General features: G+C 32.9%; 15 protein-coding genes and 3 pseudogenes. 4 read left to right on the top strand and 14 right to left on the bottom strand.

Annotated features, from left to right (window positions below):
• Window positions 1–84 precede the first annotated feature (84 nt).
• From LZ578_RS05070 to LZ578_RS05045, 6 genes and pseudogenes are all read right to left on the bottom strand, one after another.
• Complete coding sequence (locus LZ578_RS05070) at window positions 85–795, bottom strand: nuclease-related domain-containing protein (RefSeq protein WP_235146220.1); 711 nt, start codon at window positions 793–795, stop codon at window positions 85–87.
• An 81-nt stretch (window positions 796–876) separates the two neighbouring features.
• The gene (locus LZ578_RS05065; protein ID WP_235146219.1) at window positions 877–1278 is read right to left on the bottom strand and encodes an arsenate reductase ArsC; all 402 of its coding nucleotides are present in this window, start codon (window positions 1276–1278) and stop codon (window positions 877–879) included.
• A gap of 40 nt (window positions 1279–1318) precedes the next feature.
• A pseudogene (arsB, locus tag LZ578_RS05060) lies at window positions 1319–2376 on the bottom strand (ACR3 family arsenite efflux transporter).
• A gap of 2 nt (window positions 2377–2378) precedes the next feature.
• Entirely contained in the window at window positions 2379–2756 is a 378-nt protein-coding gene (locus tag LZ578_RS05055) for a metalloregulator ArsR/SmtB family transcription factor (protein ID WP_235146218.1), read from the bottom strand.
• 149 nt (window positions 2757–2905) lie between these two features.
• Window positions 2906–3766, bottom strand: a complete 861-nt coding sequence (locus LZ578_RS05050) for a neutral zinc metallopeptidase (RefSeq protein ID WP_235146217.1) — start codon at window positions 3764–3766, stop codon at window positions 2906–2908.
• 217 nt (window positions 3767–3983) lie between these two features.
• The gene (locus tag LZ578_RS05045) at window positions 3984–5027 is read right to left on the bottom strand and encodes an acetamidase/formamidase family protein (protein ID WP_235146216.1); all 1044 of its coding nucleotides are present in this window, start codon (window positions 5025–5027) and stop codon (window positions 3984–3986) included.
• A gap of 522 nt (window positions 5028–5549) precedes the next feature.
• Here LZ578_RS05045 and LZ578_RS05040 point away from each other — a divergent pair.
• A pseudogene (locus LZ578_RS05040) lies at window positions 5550–8054 on the top strand (CotH kinase family protein).
• A 69-nt stretch (window positions 8055–8123) separates the two neighbouring features.
• Here the strand turns inward: LZ578_RS05040 and nth are convergent.
• Window positions 8124–8753 (bottom strand): endonuclease III, encoded by a 630-nt coding sequence (gene nth, locus LZ578_RS05030; RefSeq protein WP_235146213.1) that lies wholly within the window; start codon window positions 8751–8753, stop codon window positions 8124–8126.
• Between the two features lie 285 nt (window positions 8754–9038).
• Here nth and LZ578_RS05025 point away from each other — a divergent pair, with 285 nt between their 5' ends.
• From LZ578_RS05025 to LZ578_RS05015, 3 genes are all read left to right on the top strand, one after another.
• Entirely contained in the window at window positions 9039–9650 is a 612-nt protein-coding gene (locus tag LZ578_RS05025; RefSeq protein WP_235146212.1) for a trimeric intracellular cation channel family protein, read from the top strand.
• Window positions 9651–10007: 357 nt separating this feature from the next.
• Window positions 10008–11339: an NCS2 family permease gene (locus tag LZ578_RS05020; protein ID WP_235146211.1), complete on the top strand. Its 1332-nt coding sequence runs from the start codon at window positions 10008–10010 to the stop codon at window positions 11337–11339.
• A 70-nt stretch (window positions 11340–11409) separates the two neighbouring features.
• Window positions 11410–13194, top strand: coding sequence for an adenine deaminase (locus tag LZ578_RS05015; RefSeq protein WP_235146210.1), 1785 nt, complete (start codon window positions 11410–11412; stop codon window positions 13192–13194).
• Between the two features lie 88 nt (window positions 13195–13282).
• Here the strand turns inward: LZ578_RS05015 and LZ578_RS05010 are convergent, their stop codons facing one another.
• The 7 genes and pseudogenes from LZ578_RS05010 to LZ578_RS04980 form a co-directional block, all read right to left on the bottom strand.
• The gene (locus LZ578_RS05010; protein WP_235146209.1) at window positions 13283–14092 is read right to left on the bottom strand and encodes a hypothetical protein; all 810 of its coding nucleotides are present in this window, start codon (window positions 14090–14092) and stop codon (window positions 13283–13285) included.
• Between the two features lie 249 nt (window positions 14093–14341).
• Entirely contained in the window at window positions 14342–15643 is a 1302-nt protein-coding gene (locus LZ578_RS05005; protein WP_235146208.1) for a glycosyltransferase, read from the bottom strand.
• On the bottom strand, window positions 15633–17312 hold the full coding sequence (locus tag LZ578_RS05000) for a glycosyltransferase family 4 protein (protein WP_235146207.1): 1680 nt from the start codon (window positions 17310–17312) through the stop codon (window positions 15633–15635). The genes LZ578_RS05005 and LZ578_RS05000 overlap by 11 nt, the downstream gene beginning before the upstream one ends.
• Window positions 17313–17317: 5 nt before the next feature.
• Window positions 17318–17671, bottom strand: a complete 354-nt coding sequence (locus tag LZ578_RS04995) for a hypothetical protein (RefSeq protein ID WP_235146206.1) — start codon at window positions 17669–17671, stop codon at window positions 17318–17320.
• 250 nt (window positions 17672–17921) lie between these two features.
• Window positions 17922–18884, bottom strand: coding sequence for a DMT family transporter (locus LZ578_RS04990; protein ID WP_235146205.1), 963 nt, complete (start codon window positions 18882–18884; stop codon window positions 17922–17924).
• Window positions 18877–20649: an NTP transferase domain-containing protein gene (locus LZ578_RS04985; protein WP_235146204.1), complete on the bottom strand. Its 1773-nt coding sequence runs from the start codon at window positions 20647–20649 to the stop codon at window positions 18877–18879. The genes LZ578_RS04990 and LZ578_RS04985 overlap by 8 nt, the downstream gene beginning before the upstream one ends.
• A gap of 105 nt (window positions 20650–20754) precedes the next feature.
• Window positions 20755–21311, bottom strand: a pseudogene (locus LZ578_RS04980) (DNA-3-methyladenine glycosylase I).
• Window positions 21312–21321: the final 10 nt, after the last annotated feature.

Raw genomic sequence — 21321 nt, 5'->3', positions numbered from 1 at the left:
ATTATCATAAACAGGTCCAAAGAAGGTAGTATTTTAGACTACTTTCTTTGGACCTGTTTAGCTTTATCGTTACCTTAATAGATCCTATTTCACTCTTTGTCGAACGTATTCAATATGTTCTTGTTTCTTTCTATCATCAACAAGTGTACATTTCTTCAATTTCTCGTAATACTGTTCCATTTCGTCTATCGTTAAGACATCCATACTTTTCTCTTTTGCTAAGACTCGTAATAGATTTCTAGTTTGTAATACAGTAACCTTTGATGTAGTAATTTCTATTCTTTTCAAGTCACTTCGATCACTGAATACAAGATAAGAATGCACTATAGCAGAATCTTTCATTCCAATATAATCTTCCAAAGCACTAATATGAGCTGAATTTTGCCAAACTGGATTAAAAAAATTAAATTTTTTTCCATTAAGATATTGAGTCCATCGTTTGTTTTTATCGCTACCATATATTTTTCCGCCATAATTTTTTGATTCAATTACATAAATACCGTTTGTACTAATCATTATTAAATCAATTTCAGTAGTTCCTTTTCCTTTTTCCAAATAGATATTAGCTAAAATCCTTTTTGGCTCTGGATATTTTTCTAATTTCCTGAAAATCAAAAACTCACCATATAAACCTTTATTAGTTATTAATTTAAAAAAATTCTCTCCAGTCGCTTCTTTGTAGGAAGATTTTTGGTAAAAATAATAAATGAGAATCATTCGAAACAAGAATACTAAAATTATAGCTATTAAACAGTAAAGTATAGGTATTGATAGGGAAATAAAGAAGTTTGACAAGTAGGATTCCTCCAATATTGTTTATTAAAAAAACCATAACTAACTATTAGTTATGGTTTTTTTCAAAGATTTATTTTCTTTTTAGATTTCCTTATTTTTAATTCTTTCAATCAAATCTTTTACTTTTTCTTCAATTAAATCTCTAGTATCTCGGAAGTCCTCTATCGGTCCTCCGGAAGGATCTTCTAGACCCCAATCTTCTCGATGTCGAGCTGGAACATATGGACACTCCACACCACAACCCATCGTAATCAAAATATCTACCTCTGCTGGTATATCTGTTAAAAGCTTTGGATACTGTTTATCCATGGAGATTCCTTTTTCTTCCATAACCTCTACCGCTAAAGGTTTTACTTCTGGATATTCTTCTGTTCCGGCTGAATAGCTTTCTAAAATATCGCTTCCGAACTGTCTTGCCAAACCTTCTGCCATTTGAGATCGGCATGAGTTATGGATACAAATAAATGCTACTTTCGTCTTCATCTTCTCATCCTTTCAAATTTAAATTCTACTATATTTTCTTTTATTCTACAGTTTCTGGAAACCATTTTCTAGTACGATTTGCTATTTTTACTAATTGAAGCATAACAGGTACTTCTACCAATACCCCAACAACGGTCGCCAACGCTGCCCCAGACCCTAAGCCAAAAATAGAAATAGCTACTGCTACTGCTAGTTCAAAGAAATTTGATGCGCCTATCATTCCAGCAGGAACAGCAACATTATGAGGTAATTTCCATGCTTTTGCCCATAAATAAGCAACAAAAAAGATGAAGAATGTTTGAATAATTAATGGGATAGCAATCAATAAGATATTAAGTGGGTTATCTACAATTACTTGCCCTTGGAAAGAAAAGATAATAATCAAGGTTAGTAACAATCCCGTTGTTGTCACATTTTTAAATTTAGGAATAAACTTTTTTCAAGGTATTCTTCCCCTTTATTTTTAGTGATTACAATTCTTGAAATAACTCCTGCACTTAAAGGGACTACCACAAACAATAGAACCGACAAGAATAATGTCAACCACGGAATGGCAATATCACTTATTCCTAACAAGACCCCTACGATAGGAACATAAGCAATTAAAATAATAAGATCATTTGTTGCTACTTGCACGAGAGTATATGCAGGATTTCCTTTAATTAGATAGCTCCAAACAAATACCATTGCTGTACAAGGAGCTGCTCCTAAAAGAACGGCACCTGCAAGATACTCTTTCGCTAATTCAGGTGAAATAAGATCTTTAAAAACAACAGTAAAGAAAAACAAAGCTAATAGATACATACTAAATGGTTTAATCAACCAATTTGATATCCACGTAATAACTAGTCCTCTTGGGTTTTCACCAACCTTTTTGATACTTTGAAAATTAATTTTTAACATCATCGGATAAATCATCAGCCATATTAAAATAGCAACTGGAACTGAAACATTCGCATATTCAAAATTACTCAAGAACTCTGGAATAGCAGGAATATATACCCCAATGAATACTCCAATCACCATACATATTGCTACCCAGATAGTCAGATACCTTTCAAAAAAGCCAATTCCGCCATTTTCCCCTTTTTTCACCATTTTCATCTCTCCTTACTTTTTGTATCTATAGATATTTTTTCAGTGTTTTTATCACAATCAGATTCGTTTTCTTCATATTTCAATAATCTTTCGAGATCACTCTTAAACTTTTCATTCTCATTCATTTTCTCAAGTAAATATTGATACAGGAATGTATTATTTTCAATAAATACTGGATTTATTTGATAATATGCCCATTGAGATCTTTTTTCAAAAATAACGACCTCTTCATTTCGGAGTTTTGTTAAATGTCGAGAAACATTAGATTGAGTAGTATTTAAAATTTCTTCAATATCACAAACACACAATTCTCCTTTACAAAGTAAGTTAATAATTCGGAGTCTATTTTCATCACCTAATACTTTGAATAATTTTTCCATAGAATATCATTTCACCTTTCTGTATTACTATAATCGAATGTACTCATATACTAAAATTAAAAACTTAATTTGTCAATAGTTACTTGTTCCTTACACAAAAAAGACCACAAACTGTATATACAGTTTGTGGTCTTTCGATACGTATTCGTTTATAACTCACTATCGGTTACATCAAATGTGTTGCCATCTTTTAAATTTCCAGATTCAAATCCTTTCTTGAACCATCTCATTCGTTGTTCGGAAGTTCCATGCGTAAAACTATCAGGAACTACATACCCTTGTGCTGCTTTTTGGATTCGATCGTCCCCTACCGCGGAGGCTGCATTCATTGCTTCTTCGATATCGCCTTCATTTAAGTAATCGAATTCTTGTTCAAAATGTGCCCATACACCAGCATAATAATCTGCTTGTAATTCCAAGCGTTTTAAGTATCTATTAAATTCTTTCTCACTCAACTGTCCTCGAAGTCCTTGAACTTGGTCTGAAACTCCTAATAATTTTTGAACATGATGACCGACTTCATGAGCCACTACATATGCCATTGCAAAATCTCCTGGGGCTTGGAATTTTTGTACTAATTCATTGTAAAAACTCAAATCAATATACAGTTGTTGATCCACTGGGCAATAGAATGGTCCAGTTGAAGAGCCCGCTACACCACAAGCTGATTGCACACTTTTAGTAAAAAGAACTAAAGAAGGTTCTTCATAATTTATCCCATTTTCTTCAAACACTTGGCTCCAAACATCTTCCGTATCCGCAAGAACAACCGCGACAAAGTCTGATAGCTCTTTTTCTTCTTCATTTTCTGTATAGGGCACCGTTTGTTGCTGAGGGGTATTCACTGATTGATTATTTAAAATCGCAGAAGGATCTCCTCCGAATAAAGTAAAAACAATAACAAAAAGAAGTCCGATTCCCCCTATTCCTCCACCAACAACTTTTCCTCCCGTACTCATTCCACGCCTATCTTGAACATTCGAGCTTTTTCTTCTGCCCTTCCACTTCATAAAATCTCCTCCTCGATTTTATTAAAAGAATTCCTTTGTCTAAACTTATAAAAGATTAATCAGCAAAGTTATATCAACGCTATTTTACCAAGTGTTGATTGAAAAAGCACTTTATATGAATAAAATTTTTACCCATTTTCATATTTAGAACGGTTCAGAACAATATAAAAAAAGCCCTTCCATTTTTTTAGAATGGAAAGACTTTGATTTACTTTTATCAAATAGATTCTTTACTAATTTCTAATTCCTTATAAGCTTCTTTCAAAATTCTACAGTGAACTCCCACGATACGATTGGAGACTTGTGTTACATGGAAATCTGCTTTTACACTTAAAGTTGAATACGCCAGCTCCCTTGTAATATTAAATCGATGGGTAAGAAAATCAACTGCTTCTAACGCCGCTTCATGATTAGCTAAATCTAAGGTATAACCGTATCCATGGGTTTCCCAATGTGTATCTGATTCAAGTATTTGATTTCTGAATAGTTGTTTATTTTTATGGAGAATAATTTGGATACGCCCATTTACACTTCCCTCTATTGCCGTTCCACTAAGCTCACCATCTCCTTGTGCAAAATGGCTGTCTCCCACATAAATACCTGCACCTTCTACTTGAACTTTATAATACATAGAGGTTCCGACTACAAAATTTTTATTATCAACATTTCCACCAAATTCGTAAGGAGGAAGCGAGTGGATTTTCCCTTTTTTTGCAGGTAGTACTCCCGCAACTCCAAAAAACATATTCATAGGAATCGTTAACTTTTCAAGAATAGGAATTCTTTCTACTGTACCTGGTATTGTTACTAGTCCTGGAGCGTTAATTGGTCTAGGATATCTATACTTAAAAATTGGATACGTAATTCCTTTTTCCGGATCTGCTTCATAAATGAAGATAGTCTCTTCACGATTAAATTCATTTGACAAGTTACCCCAGTTTGCAATCACGTTCGAACCATAATTCATTCTAGGTTTAGCATCTATCATTCTCATTTCAATAATGTCGTTTGGTTTAGCATCTTTCACATAAATAGGACCGGTTATTAAGTGATCTCCCATATGTCTTCCAACATTGAAGTCATATATGGCTTTAATTGACTCATCAAATAATAAATCGGGTGCATCACCTGATTGATGGTTCAAAGCTTCTATATCAACAAAATCACCTGATTCAATTTGTAAAACAGGTTTCCAAGAATTATCGTAGTAACCCCATTTGACAGTTTCAACCGTTGCTTTTAACTCATGTATTGTACTCATAATTGCCTCCTAATTCTTTGACCAATGTATCTACCTACTTAAATAAATACGCTTACATTGTTTTTTTAGCTATTAACCTTTGTTGCCGAATAGCCTACTTAGGATTCAAACGACTTGTTTCTATTATTTTACCATATTTTTTTAGTATTATACGAGTACCAACTGTTACAAGTATCTTTTATTCATCTAATTTAGTATCATAGATATATATAACACTATTTATTCTTTACTAATTTATTTTATATTTTGATAATTCACTTCCCTATTAGAAAATGATTACAAGGAGGAAATTATGAATAAAAAAATAAAAAAATTAAACTGTTAGCCCTATTAGCTTTAATCATTTCTGCTCTCTTTATTTTTATTGTTGTAGCTTACAAATCAGATTCACATCTTGAATTTATAGACGTAGGTCTGGAATATTCAATTAGAGATGCGATTGATAAGCAAGAAGGAAAAATTTACTCTAGTGATATTCAAAGTTTACATACACTGGATGCTTCGAATAGAAATATTGAAAATTTGAATGGAATTGAACGTTTAAGTGAACTACGAGAATTAACTCTAGAAAACAATTTTGTTAAAAGCGTATCCCCTCTTAAGAAACTGGTTAAGTTAGATGATTTAAACCTTAGAAATAATGAAATAACTCGTTTAGAAGATATTAATTTTCAAGAAATCACTTCTTTAAGCTTAGAAAAATTAGACTTACGACACAATGTCAAGAGAGATTCAAAAGGTGAAGCAACCAAACTCGAAGATATATCTTTAATTAGTACAATGATTTCTCTAAAGAAACTCGATTTAAGAGATAATCACATTAAAGATTTAAATCCACTTTCTAGCCTTACATCCTTAAAAAATCTAGATATTCGGGAAAATAAGTTTGAGTCTATCGAGCCCCTAGAACCTTTAAATCGATTAGAAAAATTAAATCTTCGAAATAACAAAATAAAATCGTTAGAACCTCTGCGTAACCTGACTAGATTGACTTACCTGAATATACACTCCATTCCTACCATCGAGTCATTAGATCCTATCAGTAGTCTCATCAATCTGGAAACTTTCATTATGCGCAATACAAAATTAGAAGACATCCAACTACTAGCTAATTTTGATCAGTTACAGCAACTGAATGCTATTGATACAGGAATAGAAAATTTTAACCCATCCGTTATTGAAGAACTCTTAAGTAAGGGTGCTTTAAAAGGCGAAGTACGACCTTTACGAATCCTACACACCTTACATCCCCCTACTTTTTCCCATGATACAGGCTTTTATACAAACACATTTCTATTAGATTTATCAACTGAGTACACAGACAAAAAAATTTATTATACCTTAGATGGATCAGAACCCACCTCAAAATCGCACCTTTACCATACACCAATCTCTATTAAGAAAAATGAAAATATCCCAACGGTTATACGAGCAAAAATCCTTTCAGAAAAAAATGCAAGGAGCAAAACGATTACAAAATCTTACTTCACTGCTACAAATATAAACCAACGCTTTAATCTACCAGTATTTTCACTAGTAACAGATCCTGATCATTTATTCGATGAAGAAATAGGAATTTATACAGAGAAAAATGCAATGAATAGAGGTAGTGATTGGGAAAGACCAGTTCATATTGATTATTTTGAACCAAATGGTACCCTCTCATTAACACAAAATGCAGGGATTCGAATCCATGGTGGTTGGTCAAGAGGAAATCCTCAAAAATCTTTTCGACTATATGCAAAATCAGAATATTCACCCAAAGATTCTTTTGAGAATGTTTTTTTCTCAACCCTCAAAAAAAATAATTCAGAAGGTTTTGTTGACTCATTTAAGCATTTAATTTTAAGGAATTCTGGAAATGATAATGATCAGACGATGTTTAATGATGGATTTATGCAAGAACTTTCCGAACCAATTAAAAGTTTTGACACCCAAGCCTATCAACCTGCTGTAATTTTTTTCAACGGTGAATATCTTGGTATCTTAAATATTCGTGAACGTCTCGATGAGTATTATGTAGAAAGTCATTATGACATGGATCGTTATGATATCGTCATATTAGAAAATGATGCAGAATTATATCGGGGTAAAAATAAAGATGTTAATCATTATAAAGAAATGCTTCAATATATTGAAGAGAATAACATTCAAGAAGAGGAGCATATAAACCATATTGAAACCATGATGGACTTTGATAACTTTATTGATTTGTTTGCTACCGAAATTTATTATGGAAATGCTGATTAGCCACAAAATAATATAAAGTATTGGAGAAAGAATACGGATGAATACATCGAGGATGCACCCTACGGCCATGATGGAAGATGGCGTTGGATGTTAAATGATACTGACTTTGGTTTTTACCGCTCAGATGAATTATGGGGTCACTACCAACAGCCACTTAATCATGAGCATAATACGATTAAAATCGTTATGAATGAGTTTGATGGAAGACTTGGGAGTGAGACTTGGCCTAACTTTTTGTTCCGTGAGCTTATGAGAAACCAAGAATTTAAAAATAGATTTTTGGGAAGATTCAACGACATTGCAAATGGTTATTTAAATGAACAGGCAGCCAATAAAAAATTGGATGAAAAAGTTGCTTTGTTAAATAAAGAAATTGACTACCATTTGGAACAATGGGGTTCCATCCCCTCTAAAGAAATCTGGCAGTCCTATATTGAAAGAAAAAAACTATTTGCTAAGGAACGTCCTTCTATTATAAGAGAATTTATGATGGAAGAGTTTGAAATTGAGGGTACTATTTCAGTAACGGTTAGCAACGAAACTGAATCTGGATATGTCCGATTAAATAAAATGGAAATTAGGGAAGATTTACCAGGAAACGAAAAAAATTCACTGTGGTCCGGAACATATTTTAAAATGGTTCCTATTTCGATAGAAGCCATCGCAAAAGAAGGATACCAATTCTCTCATTGGGAAGATAGTGATTCTAAAAACTCATTTTTAGAACTTGTCCCAGTCGATGATGTAGAATTAAAAGCTGTTTTTATAAAAGAATGATTAAAATAGCCACATCTACAAAACAACGCTAGAAACCCATATTATTTGGATTTCTAGCATTGTTTCAATCTACAGATTTTTATGCTTTTCTTTTACCTCAAGTAACACGTCATAAATATCTCTCTTATCTCTAGCTGTTGAATAGTACCTTCCAAAAAGTAATAGCTGATGATGAGCATCTCTCCATCGATCTTTGGGGATAATTTCCATTAACTTTTTTTCGATGATCGTTACAGAATCTTTCTCATCAGCCCATCCTAATCGTTTTGCTACCCTTGAAACATGTGTATCTACAGCAATCGCCGGGATTCCAAAACCTTCTGCCAATACAACATTAGCAGTCTTTCGGCCCACTCCCGGAAGCGTCACTAATTCTTCTCTTGTTTGAGGGATTTCGCCATTAAAGTCCTCTACTATTTTTTGGGATGCTTCAATAATAAATTTAGACTTGTTTTTGTATAAACCAATTGTTTTTAATAGTTCCATTACGTCTTTTATATCTGCTTTTGCTAAGTGATATGGATCTGGATACGCTTCAAATAAAGCAGGCGTTACTTTATTTACGGATATATCTGTTGCTTGAGCAGATAAAACAACAGAAATTAAAAGACTAAATATGTTTGTGTAGTTTAATTCAGTTGTAGGTTCTGGGTATTCATTGGATAAAATATCTAAAACTTCATCTTTGGTAAGTTTCATATGACTACCTCTTTCAACATTAGATGTTTAACTATAAATAATAAAAATTGTACATTACATGTTCAAGTATAACATCTACGATCCATTTAATCTGTAGGAATCATTTCTATAGATTTTTTTACAGTTTAATCAGACGAAAAAGGTATTAACTTCTCATCAACAGACTTTCTATGTTAAAGTGTGAAGTTGGATATTCATTTTCTATTGAAATTATTTTAAAAAAATTTGGAACTAGTCTATGAAATTGATTGCGTACTAATTAATAGTAAGATTGGAGAAGTTTATATGGATTTATCAATAGATACATGGAGTGCTTTTGCAGTAATAGGAACCATTTCCTTTGCTCTACAAGGTGGGTTAATTGCCATGGAAAAGAAATATGACATATTTGCAGTTTATTTTTTTGGTTTACTAACATCTTTTGGTGGTGGGCTATTACAGAACATCATCATTGGAGGACCAGACTATCAGTTGTGGAATCAACAAACACTTTTTATAGTTGCGATGATTTCCATTACACTAGTTATTATTTTTCCTCATCCCATTGTTAAAAGAGAAATATTTTTGACCAATATTCTAGATGCTTTTGGTGTCGTTGCTTTTGCGATCCAAGGTTCATTGACTGCAATCAATCTTGAGCTTCCGGCTAGTGCTGTCGTTGTATCAGCAATAGCCACAGCAACAGGTGGGGGAATTATACGTGATCTATTATCTCAAAGAAAGCCAATCATATTGGAACGAAACATTTACGGACTTTGGATTTCTTTAATTGGAATCATCATGGGAGTCTTCAGAGAGAATGCCATTCCTTATCAATATATGTTATTTAGTGTATTCTCAGCACTACATATTATTTCTTTTATATACAAATGGAGAATTCCCTATCGCAAATATTAGGTTGGGAACTTATTTATGTAGATCTTTAACTATAAAATAACTCCTAGAAATTTAATTTCCAATTTCTAGGAGTTATTTTATGTAGTTCACTGCTTGTAAAATTAAACTAGATAAATAAAATGGCTATTCATCGTAAATTTCATAGACACTTCTACTTTTGTGACAACATTAAATTAGAATGCGCTTTTTAAACTTACGTTATCATATTTACACCCTATAATCGTTCGTGTTTAATCGTTTAATTAATTTTAAAAGATTTTTTTATTATAAAAAGTTGTTATATACGAACGTTACCGTTATACTGAATAGGTCTTAAAAATAATTTGTGAAAAGCAAATAAAAGGGGTAAACCAGCATATGTTAGAAAAATTTTTCAAGCTAAAGGAAAACAATACAAATATAAAGACCGAAATAATAGCTGGTATAACCACTTTTATGACCATGGCTTATGTACTAGTAGTTCAGCCAGGTGCGATTGTAGGTTTTGGACCTGAACAATTTATAACAGATATCAATGGAGTTGTTATTACTAAATCAGCTTTACTTATTATGACCGCGCTGGTTTCAGGACTGGTTACTTTATTAATGGCTTTTTATGCAAACCTTCCTTTCGCATTATCTACAGGTATGGGGACCAATTTTATGTTAGGAATTTTACTTCAAAGTGGCGAATTGTCATTTGGAAATATAATGGTTATTGTTCTTATAAGTGGAATCAGCTTTGTACTCCTCTCACTTCTTGGAATACGTGATTTTATTGTAAGAGCTATTCCTGCTAATATCAAGACTTCTATATCAGTTGCGATTGGATTCTTTATAGCTTACCTTGGATTTAAAAATTCTGGTATCGGTAATTTTCAAGATGGTATTAGTTTAGGTGATTTTACTCAACCACCTGTTTTTCTAGCCGTTCTTGGTTTAATATTAATTGCTATTTTAACTGTTTATCACGTACCGGGCGCACTTTTGATTGGAATCATATTAATTACGATCATTGGGATTCCATTAGGCGTAACAACTATGCCCAATAGTTTTTTTGCGACACCAGATTTAGGTTCCATTCAAAATATTTCATTTGCTTTTGACTTTAAAAACTTATTGCAAGCAAGTACCTTCGTTTTAATTTTCATTACATTTTGTGGAGATTTCTTTTCCACACTCGGTACTGTACTTGGTGTTGCACAGAAATCTAATCTTCTTGATGAAAATGGTGACTATCCCGGAATTAAACGTCCATTTTTAGTAGATGCTATCGGAACGTGTGCTGGAGCTTTTACCGGCTGTACAACCATTACTACCTTTGTAGAATCTTCAGCAGGCGTAGAAGCCGGTGGAAGAACAGGGCTTACTTCCTTAACAAGCGGGTTAATGTTCTTTATGGCTATTTTAGCTGCCCCACTATTTTTGATGATTCCAGATGCTGCTACTGGTCCTGCATTGATTTTTGTTGGATACAGTATGATCTCTTCTATTGGAAATATTGACTTCAAAAACTTTGTTCAAGCATTTGGTCCTTTTATCATGATTGCTTTCACGATTTTTACAGGTAGTATTGCAACAGGAATTAGTGCTGGAATCTTAGCAGATGTAGCTGTAAAAACATTCGCTCCTGCTTCACAAGAAGTTAAAGTACACCCAGCAATGTATATCCTGTCTATTCCACTTGTCTTGTATTTCATTTTAAACTAAATAAATATAACGAAAGGATGGATTTTTCATCCTTTTTTCTATTAAATTAAAAAATAGGAGGAATCATTCTATGAGAAAAATACCTATTCCAGATAGACGATCTTTACTACAGGCAGCACTTGGTGAAATAGAAGCAGATTTAGCTATAAAAAATACACTTTATTTTAATTTATTTACTGGTGAAGAATATCCTGCAACTGTATTTATTCATCAAGGTTTTGTTGTTCATGTGGAGTCTGAAAATCTCGAAGAGCATTTAGATCATGTCAAAGAAGTTGTTGACGCTGAAGGTGCAACAATTATACCAGGATTAATTGATGCTCATATGCATGTAGAAAGCACCATGCTTACTCCTCGCAACTTTGCAGAAGCTGTTATTCCTCATGGGACAACAACTGTCGTTACTGATCCTCATGAAGTAGCAAACGTTGCTGGTGAGGAAGCAGTTAAATATATGCATGATGCTGGATTAGATCTGCCAATGCGTCAATATATCAACATTCCATCTTGTGTACCAGCTGTTCCAGGTTTGGAGCAGTCAGGAGCTGCTTTCGATTATACGGTTGTTGATCGTTTAGCTAAACTTGAAAATGTTATTGGTCTTGCTGAGGTAATGGATTTTAAAGGTGTGGAAAATGGTGCTGATCGAATGATGGATATGATTGAAGCAGCTGAGAGAAATAATCTCTATATTCAAGGTCATATTGTTAACGAATCTGGTCGTCAGTTGAGTGCTTACGCTGTAGGTGGTCCCACAACAGACCATGAGACGCGTTCTCCGGGCGAAGCTATCAATAAGTTACGTGTGGGTCTCTATGTCGATGCACGGGAATCCTCCATGGCCCATAATATTAAAACGATCTATAATGATGTCAAACAGCTTCCTTGGAGAAGTCGCCTAGCATTGTGTACAGATGACCGCGAATCAGCAGATATCCTCGAAAAAGGACATATGAATGATGTGGTTCGTCTGCTAATAAAAGAAGGCATGTCCCCTATTGAGGCAGTCAGGGCAGGAACTTTACATGTTGCTGAAGAAATTGGTGTAACCAACTTAGGTGCAATAGCACCTGGCTATGTAGCAGACTTTCTTTTAGTAAAAGATTTTAGTACTTTCGAACCAGAAAAAGTGTTCTTTGATGGGAAACTAGTTGCTGAGAAAGGGAAGATGGTTGTTGAAATTGAAAAACGTTCTTTCGAAATTGAAAAAATAAACACAGTAAATATTCTACCTAAACAACTACCCGATTTTATAATGAGAGCACCTAATAATCAACAAAATGGCACGGTAAAAGTCAATGTTCCTACTTATTATGAATTAAATGCTTCCATTACTAATCTACAAGTAGAAGAGCTTCCTGTAAAAAATGGAGTGATTGATATTAGTCACGATCCTGACCTTGCTTACGTACTGACCATTAATCGATACGGAAAGAAAAACAGCACTCTTGGTCTGGTCAGAAATTTTGGAGGTGTAGAAGGCGCAATCGGTAGTACAGTAGCTCATGACCATCACAACCTCATGATTGTCTATCGTTATCCAGAAGCAGCCTACAGAGTATACCAAGCCTTGCAAGCCTGTGGAGGCGGAATTAGCTGCTCTGATGAACAAGAGTTACTTTATACACTTGAACTTCCAGTATTTGGCCTGATGAGTGCAGTTGATTGTTTTGAAACTGCAAAAAGAGCCACCCATATGAAAAATGTTTTGAGAGGAATTGGATTAGACACATTAAATCCACTACTTCGAATTGTAACTCTTGGTCTAACTGTAATTCCAGAATTTAAATACAGTGATTTAGGTTTAGTAGATGTAATGAAAACAAAACTCATTCCCATTTTTCCAGAAAGCTGATTTATTTATCACTACATAATGAACATAACATTTTTTTATAAATACAAATATACCTCCTAGTCGTTATTAGGAGGTATATTTGTATTTGTTATTCTCCGATGATTTGATAATCTTCTGGTAAATCAAAGACAGTCATATCCACTTCTTTTTCAAAAGATAATAAATCTAGAATCATAATAACTTCATCCGTTCCAAAAAGTTCCTCATTCTCTTCAAAATCTTCATCATCCTCTATTAAAGATGACATATCCATAGTTATTTCCATACCATCTAGCTCTTCACCATCAAAATAATATTTTACTGTTCCAAGTTCCATTTTGTATTCTTCATAGGCTCTTTTATTTCCTAAGAATGTATCTTGCCCTTTACTGATATATTCTAAATCATCGTAGACGATCGTTGGATCTGTAGAAACTAAATTGTCTTCCTCTTCTTCATAACGATCAGACTTAATAATTGTTTTAGAGTCATGCATAATTAGATAAGACTTGTCATCTTTTTCTATGTGCTCTAAGATACCATTTTCTGTCTCAATTAATGAATACGTTTGGTCATCTGCTACCACGTTTGTAATAAGGCTTTCTACTTCATATCCGGTTACATTTGATATACTTTTCATTTTTGTTGTATAACGATTCATGTCCTTAATATCATTTAAGACCTTTGAATACCCTTCCTCTTCTATTTTGCCAACTTCCTCTATCTCTGACTCTTCACTTTCTTCTAGCAGAGTGGACTCTGATTCTTCTGATTGAATAGATTTTTGCTCAATACTTTCTTTTAATTCAGTAGAATCTATTTTTTCGGACTGGTTAGACTCTGGAACTTCAGATGAACATCCAACCAGTAGAAGCGTAGCAACCATTAAAAATACACTTATTTGATATTTCTTTTTCACTTTAATCTCCTCCTCTTTCAGATTAAATTGTTCCTTCACATCCCTGCATCCTATCATTATTATCTTTATCTTACCTTTTAAAAGCGTTTTCATCAAATTTTTTATAGGTTTTGGCTCGTAATCACTACCTTTTTTTGTATCTTTTAGAAGAAACTAGCCTTGAATGGATTTTTGCTAATAAAAAAAAGAGCTGTTAGGCTCCTTTTTTATGATTATAAAATCCCTTGTAAATTTCCACATATATTTTAGCTATTCTGTTCCCAAAATAATTTTGGTGGCATAATCAGTCCCTCTATTTTGACTCATTTCACTGAAGTATTTTAGACGATTTCTCGACATATCCTCAACTTTTTCAAATGCAGTCTTCATATCGTTTTGATTAAAGTGATTTGGATCTAGAATGACTCCTAAATCATTTTTTTCTATGTCATGAGCAATATTAAACTGATCACTTGAGAAAGGTAAAACAATCATATCCTTCCCATAATACATCGCTTCAGTAAACGTATTACATCCTCCATGGAAAATAACTAAATCAACATACGGCATGAGTGCAATTTGAGGTATAAAATCTTTGATGATGATTTTACTGGAAGCATACCCTTCTAACTCTTTTGTATTTTCACCTGCCGAAACGATAATCATTGCTTCTGGATATTTCTCTTTTGTGTATTCAATCAACTTTTTCAAAACATCTTTACGATTGGACAGAAAAGTACCTAGTGTAATTAAAATTTTCATTTCATTATGATCTACAATCTTTTTCCATGAAGAGTCTAATTCTTTTTCTTCGAAGCTATTCCCAGCATAAATTTTATAGGGCATATTTTCTGTTTCTTCCTCTTCATTAAAATCAAAATAATTGTAAATAACAGCTATATCAGAAACCAAACGAAAGGCATTGTCAATTTGAGCTACCTTATTCTTTTCAGAAATAATTTGATTAAATACTTCTGTAAATTCTTTTTGTGTAGACTTCGATACTTCTTTTAGTCTTTCTTCATCATTCTTTTCTACACGTATAGCAGATAGCCAGTATTTTGGTACGCCATAATTCATTTCATCATCAGGAATTGTATACGGATGCGGAGGACAATACGTTATAAAATCTAGATTTAATGAATACAAAGCTAAAGTAACGGAATAAGATAAGATATCAACAACGTATAAATCAACGCCTACCGTTTCATCAATCATTTTGATATTCTCGATTAGTTTATGAGGATCATACAACATATCAGCTTTGCGATGTCTGGACTGTGTAATCAGAGTCTCAATCGCACCTTCTTTTGTTGATTCAAAAAACTCATCCAAACGTTCCTTTTCAGTATCAGGTTGATCGGTACTTTCTGCTTTTTGAATATTTTTATTGCTACTGATATCAATTTCATAAAATTTTAAGCCTTCGTCAACGACAAATTTTTTAAATTCCACACTACACCCTATTGTTACATCCACTCCCGCTTTTTTAAAACTCTTTGCTAGATTTAAAAGTGGATTAAAGTGAGAATAAAAAGGTGGACTGATAAAAAATATAGATTTATACTTCAATTTCATTTCCTCCTAATAGGGTTAAATATGTATCCGTAAATGTTTTCGCAATTTTATCAATTGAAAATTCTTTTTCAATCGTATCTTTTCCTGCTAGTTGAATCTGTTTAAACTCTTCATTGCTTATATCAGAATGATAAAGGATTTCTTGTGTATCCTTCGCTATCGTTTTTTCATTAAAAGTATTGATTAAAAAGCCATTTTCTCTATTCGTTAGGTAGCTTTTCACTCCTCCTTTAATAGGAGCGAAGATAAGAAAACCTCTAGACATAGCTTCTAAAATAGCAATTCCAAATTCTTCTTTCATACTTGAAGCTAGATAGATATGTGGGTAGTCAAAAGTCTTTTTCATAATACTTTTTTCAACTAATCTGATTTCATCATTGTGCAAAGCACCTTTATGGAAAAACTTGTCTTTTAGTTCCGGACGTTCTTTTATTTGTTGATTAAAGAAATCAATAATTTCCTTTTCTTCTTGGTTAGGGTTTTCTAGATCACCACCAATCATTAGCAAGTTATGGGTTTGTTTTAATTCTGAGTTTGCCCATGCCTTAAATAAAGCTACTTGCCCTTTTATTTTAGCGAGCCTCCCTACATTCAAAATAATTGGTTGGTCACAAAAACTAGAGTCAATTCCCACTAATTCTTTTAATTCACAAATGTAATCTACATTGTCTTTTTTTGAGCTGTTTTTATCAATTTTTATACCTTCATCAATCATCTTCATTTTATATTCCATATCATAGTAATTGAATTGCGGAAAATACAATAGTAATTCCTTACTAACCTTTCTTCCACCAATTCCTAATATCTTATCGCTCATCAGAACTAATTCGTCTCCTATTTTTATTTTATTTAATAAAAGTTCGGCCTCATTAAAATTCAAGAGCTTTAAAGAACCTTCTTCATCTGTCATATTACGATGAGGATCAGGAGCTAATGTCAATACTAACTGCTTCCCTAACTCTTTACTTAACTTGGCGGTTGCCATGGATGCATTATCTAAGTAGCGAATATGGAAGATGTCTGGTTGAATATTCAGTTTCACTAAAAAGTTTTTAATAAATCGCTTTATAAATAATTCTTTTTTTAAAAACGGATCTGCTACTGTTCGGTCTAAATAGGCCGGTAGTCTTACAAATAAATGATTCTCTTTGTAGGAAGCCATAAATGGTTTTCGCATCGTGTCACTAATCGTTATCGTCAGTACTAAATCAATTCTACTATCGATTGATATTTCATTTCCTAATGTTTTAAGAAGAATGGCTAAGCCGCCATTGTTTCCTTTACCACTATCTTCAAAGTCACCATAAAACATTGATTGTAGCATTACGGTACCTTTTTGCTCTCTTTGGTATTTTCCATTCAGAAAATCAATATAGTTTTTTATAAAAACCAGATTTTTTTCTGTTGTGATTTCTGATTTTATTCGTTCTATGTCCAATTCATCCATTGAATAGAGACTATCTAGTACATCTAAAATTTGGATTTTTATTGCGATCGGATAAAGATTGGTAAGTTGTTCATATAGGTATTCTTTCGGTATCTTGCTTTTAAATTGGTAGATGTACTGGATTAGTAAAGTGACCGTATCAAAGTTGTCCTTGTTTTTGTCAAGTACAGTCATGATTTGATCGACGGATAAAATATCTAATTCAAATTCTAACAACAGATCTAAGAGATGATATTTTTTTCTTCATTATTATCCTCTTTCTCGATTTCTGTTTTTAATAGTGATATCAGTTTTTCTTTTGGATAAAGATTGTAAATGCTTACAATCTTATCTATAGTAAATCGATCAATGTAGGGATCTTCCCCTATGTAAGATAATAGAGTCTCAAACTTTTTCTCATCGCTTCTCTTTTTTTGATTAATATCTAAAATATCATCTAATTTATTTTTAAAAAACTTCGCATTTTTTGTCTGCATATTTTCTATATTCATAAACTCTTTTACAAAAGTAGTTGTGAAGTCGTATGTATTCTTAAAATTCGAGTTAGATTTTCTTAATTTGATAAATTCATTCATATTCAATATCCCCCTAGTTTCATTTCCTTTTTGAGGTTTAAATCTTTTTAATCTATCTATATTAGATTTTAGATACCGTGTATTTTTTATTATGTACTAATACTGTACCATGTAAATGCTTTTTTCGTCCTTATAACCATCCGTTCCTATCTTTAGTTGTGGACATAAAAAAACCTTTTATCATAAGAAGCACACTACATGTTTCTTACAAACAAAAAGTTTTTTAGTATCAATCCTTTTATATTTCAAATTAACCCATTCTTGATTTATTTTTAAAATACCTTGGACTAAATAAGTTTAAGACTTCTTTTGGTTTCTCATTACTCATAATCGAACCAATCATAATAAAGATCGCTAGAATAAATAAATATAAACTAAATTGTCTATCAATCAAATATTGAAAAACAAATGCCCATGCGGGATAAGATATGTTCAATCCCATCGATTGCGTAGCTCCTATCAAATCAATTGCTTTGTAGTAAGCAAGGTATGACAAGGTCCCCATGAGACCACTAGCCATCACAATCAGAAGGACTATGGGTACCTGTGCTATGTTCGCTACTGATTCATAACCAATAAGAGGAATAATGATAAAACTATACGTAAGGGTACTCGTCATTTGGCGGATTGTTAAGGCAACTTCACTAGAAACATCTTCCTTTAGTGCTGCTTCAATGATGACTGCTTCACTACCCCAACCAATCGCACAGATGGCGACAAAAATGAGACCTAATCCTAAGCTTTTAACAGAAATATTAGGCGTAATCCCCATAAGAATAATCGCACCGATTGCTATAAATAAACCAATGATGCTATGTATTTTCATTCGATCCTTTAAAAATATAAACGCTAAAACTAATCCGATTGCAGGATAGATTGCAGAAATACTAGACGCCAATGTTGATCCTAAATAATTTATCGCTAGTATATAGCTTCCCATTCCTATTGGCCCACCCAGTAGAGCAGCCATAATAATCGCAAGGCCTGATTTTGATTTTAGAACACGTTTAAATTCTTTCGTCTTCTTCGTTTTTAAAATCAGAAAAGCTAACAGTAAAAAAGAAAATGTATCATGGATAAAGGTAGTGATGAGAGAGGCACCCACACCTAAGCCTAACATGATTGGAAAGGTTAATGCGAATCCCAAAACTACAGAATCAAGACCCCAGAAAAAACCAGAGGTAAGCCCCATCATACTTCCTTTTTTATGCATCGTTCTTCACCTTATCTAATACAATTCTTGAATATTTCCGACCATATTGATGCTGCTCCATCCCATATGTTCCAAAATCTTCTCCACATGCTTGTTTATACTGTGTCCAAAGAGCCCATAAGAAACCTGCTAAAGAAACATAAGCTTCTACAATCATTAGTTCTTCTTTTGTATGTTCTCTTTCTAGATAGCGATCCAATAAATCATTGATTTCTTGATCATGTTTGTTGGCATACGCAATAAACATCGCAATATCAATCAAAGGATCTGCCATTCCGGAATACTCCCAATCTAAAACCGTTATTTCACCGTCAGCAAGTAGGAAATTCATATCTACTGCATCAATGTGACACAGAACTTTTTCTCTCGGTATCGAGTTTAAAACATCTATTACTTTTTTTATGTTCTCATACACTTCATCAAAGTCCTTAAACAAAATAGCATGACTATCTATACATAATTGATGATAGAATTGGATTCGTTCCTCTATATCAAAATAATGTTTGGTTTGTAAACCTGAACCATGTAAAATTCTTAGTTTTTCTAAAGCTAAATCTACTTCTGCTACATGATTAGGATCAATCGTTCGTGAATTTGGTACAAATGAAGTGATTTTATACCCTTTTTCAGGATTCAAATAAATAACATCATCAGAAATATGAAGTGGGTTAATCATTTCATATACATGAGCTTCTTGGTTTCTATTAATTAAGTGCTCCGTTCCTTTACCAGGATTTCTAAAAACGTACTTCTTTCCTTTGACTTCAAATAAGAAGGAGTCATTCGTCATTCCCTCTTTCAGTGTTCGGAGTCTTACGATATCCGATAATTCAACATCAAATACTTTTTTGATCACTTCTAAGATTTCTGACCGTGAGAATTTTAAGTAACTCTTATCATAGACACGTAATTCTTCTAACGATTCAAATTCCAGAATCGTTCCTTTTGGATATTTTCTAATAAACATATCTAACGTATCCTTATTATTTAAATAAACATTTTCCCAGTAATATTGAGCACAAGACTTGTCCTCATAAATATCATCGATATATCCTACCATTTTTTTACTGAAATCATCTTTAAAAAATGCAGGACCATACATTCCCCAAGTGTTCTCTCCGCCAGAGGGATTGATGGAGGTAATCAAATTATCTTTATTAACTTGAACAACCCATTCATCCGTATTGTCTTCAAAGTATTCAGCAGCGTAAAATGAAACGTTTTCAAATTTCCTGTATATATTATCAACCATATAAATATCAGAAGTTAATATATACGTATTTTTCATTTCTTCTTTTGCATAGTATAGAGATGAAATATTATTCTTAAAGGAGTAATCAGAATTATAAATGAGCTTTACCCCATATAAATCTGTTAAGTATTCGAACATCTCTTTCAAGTAACCTACTACAATCGTAATATCAGTAATCCCCACTTCATGAAGTTGTTTAATTTGTCTCTCAATCATGACTTCTCCATGTACTTCTAGAAGACCTTTAGGTGTTTCGTATGTCATTGGTACAAATCTAGAGCCAAAACCAGCTGCCATGATGATAGCGTTATCAACTTTGTGTTTACTTAGTAACGATTGGCCTTTATCCATAAGTTTATATCCTTTTTGATCTACGATATATTCTTTTGATATCGCTTCTTTTAACAAGGTATTCACTTTACCCAGAGATATAAACATATGATCCGCAAATTCTCTTTGCGTTTTTAACTTTCCTTCATAGATTAAATAAACTAGTTCAAATATATCTTTCATTTTCATTCTCCTCTTGTTCAATGACATAAGAATACCCTTATAATTGAACAGGGTCAATTTTAAGGGTATCTTCCTCGTATATTTAAGTTTATTCTCGCTATTGTTTTAAATATTATTTTTAAAGCAGGTACTACTATGGTTGTTCATGACTCCAATTGCTTCTAAATAAGAGTAGGTAGTAATACTGCCCATGAACTTAAAGCCTCTTTTTTCATATCTTTCGAAACCATATCGGATAATTCATTGGTTTTAATAAGTTGATCTGAGTCTCCATATTGAATTTCATCATTTGTAAAAGACCATATATATTTTGAAAACGTCCCAAACTCTTTCTGTACCTTGATAAATGCTTTTGCATTTTCAATATTTGCTAGAATTTTAGCTTTATTTCTAACAATATCACTGTTTCCCATCAGTTCTTCCAGTTTTTCTTCTGAGTAATCTTTTATTGCATAGGGATCAAAGTTATCAAATGCTTTCCGAAATGCTTCCCGTTTCTTTAATATAATTAGCCAAGATAATCCTCCGTGAAATGATTCCAGTAAAATCATTTCAAACAAATACGAATCCTCATAGGAAGCTATTCCCCATTCGTTATCATGATATTCAATATATATTTCGCTTTTTTCAAGATTTGGCCACTTGCAACGATTTTTAACCATGTTTTTCTCC

This window comes from Jeotgalibaca sp. MA1X17-3 (assembly GCF_021513155.1).
GTDB lineage: Bacteria > Bacillota > Bacilli > Lactobacillales > Aerococcaceae > Jeotgalibaca.
Note: the sequence above shows the minus strand (reverse complement) of the source record. Positions and strands in the feature narration are given on the sequence as shown.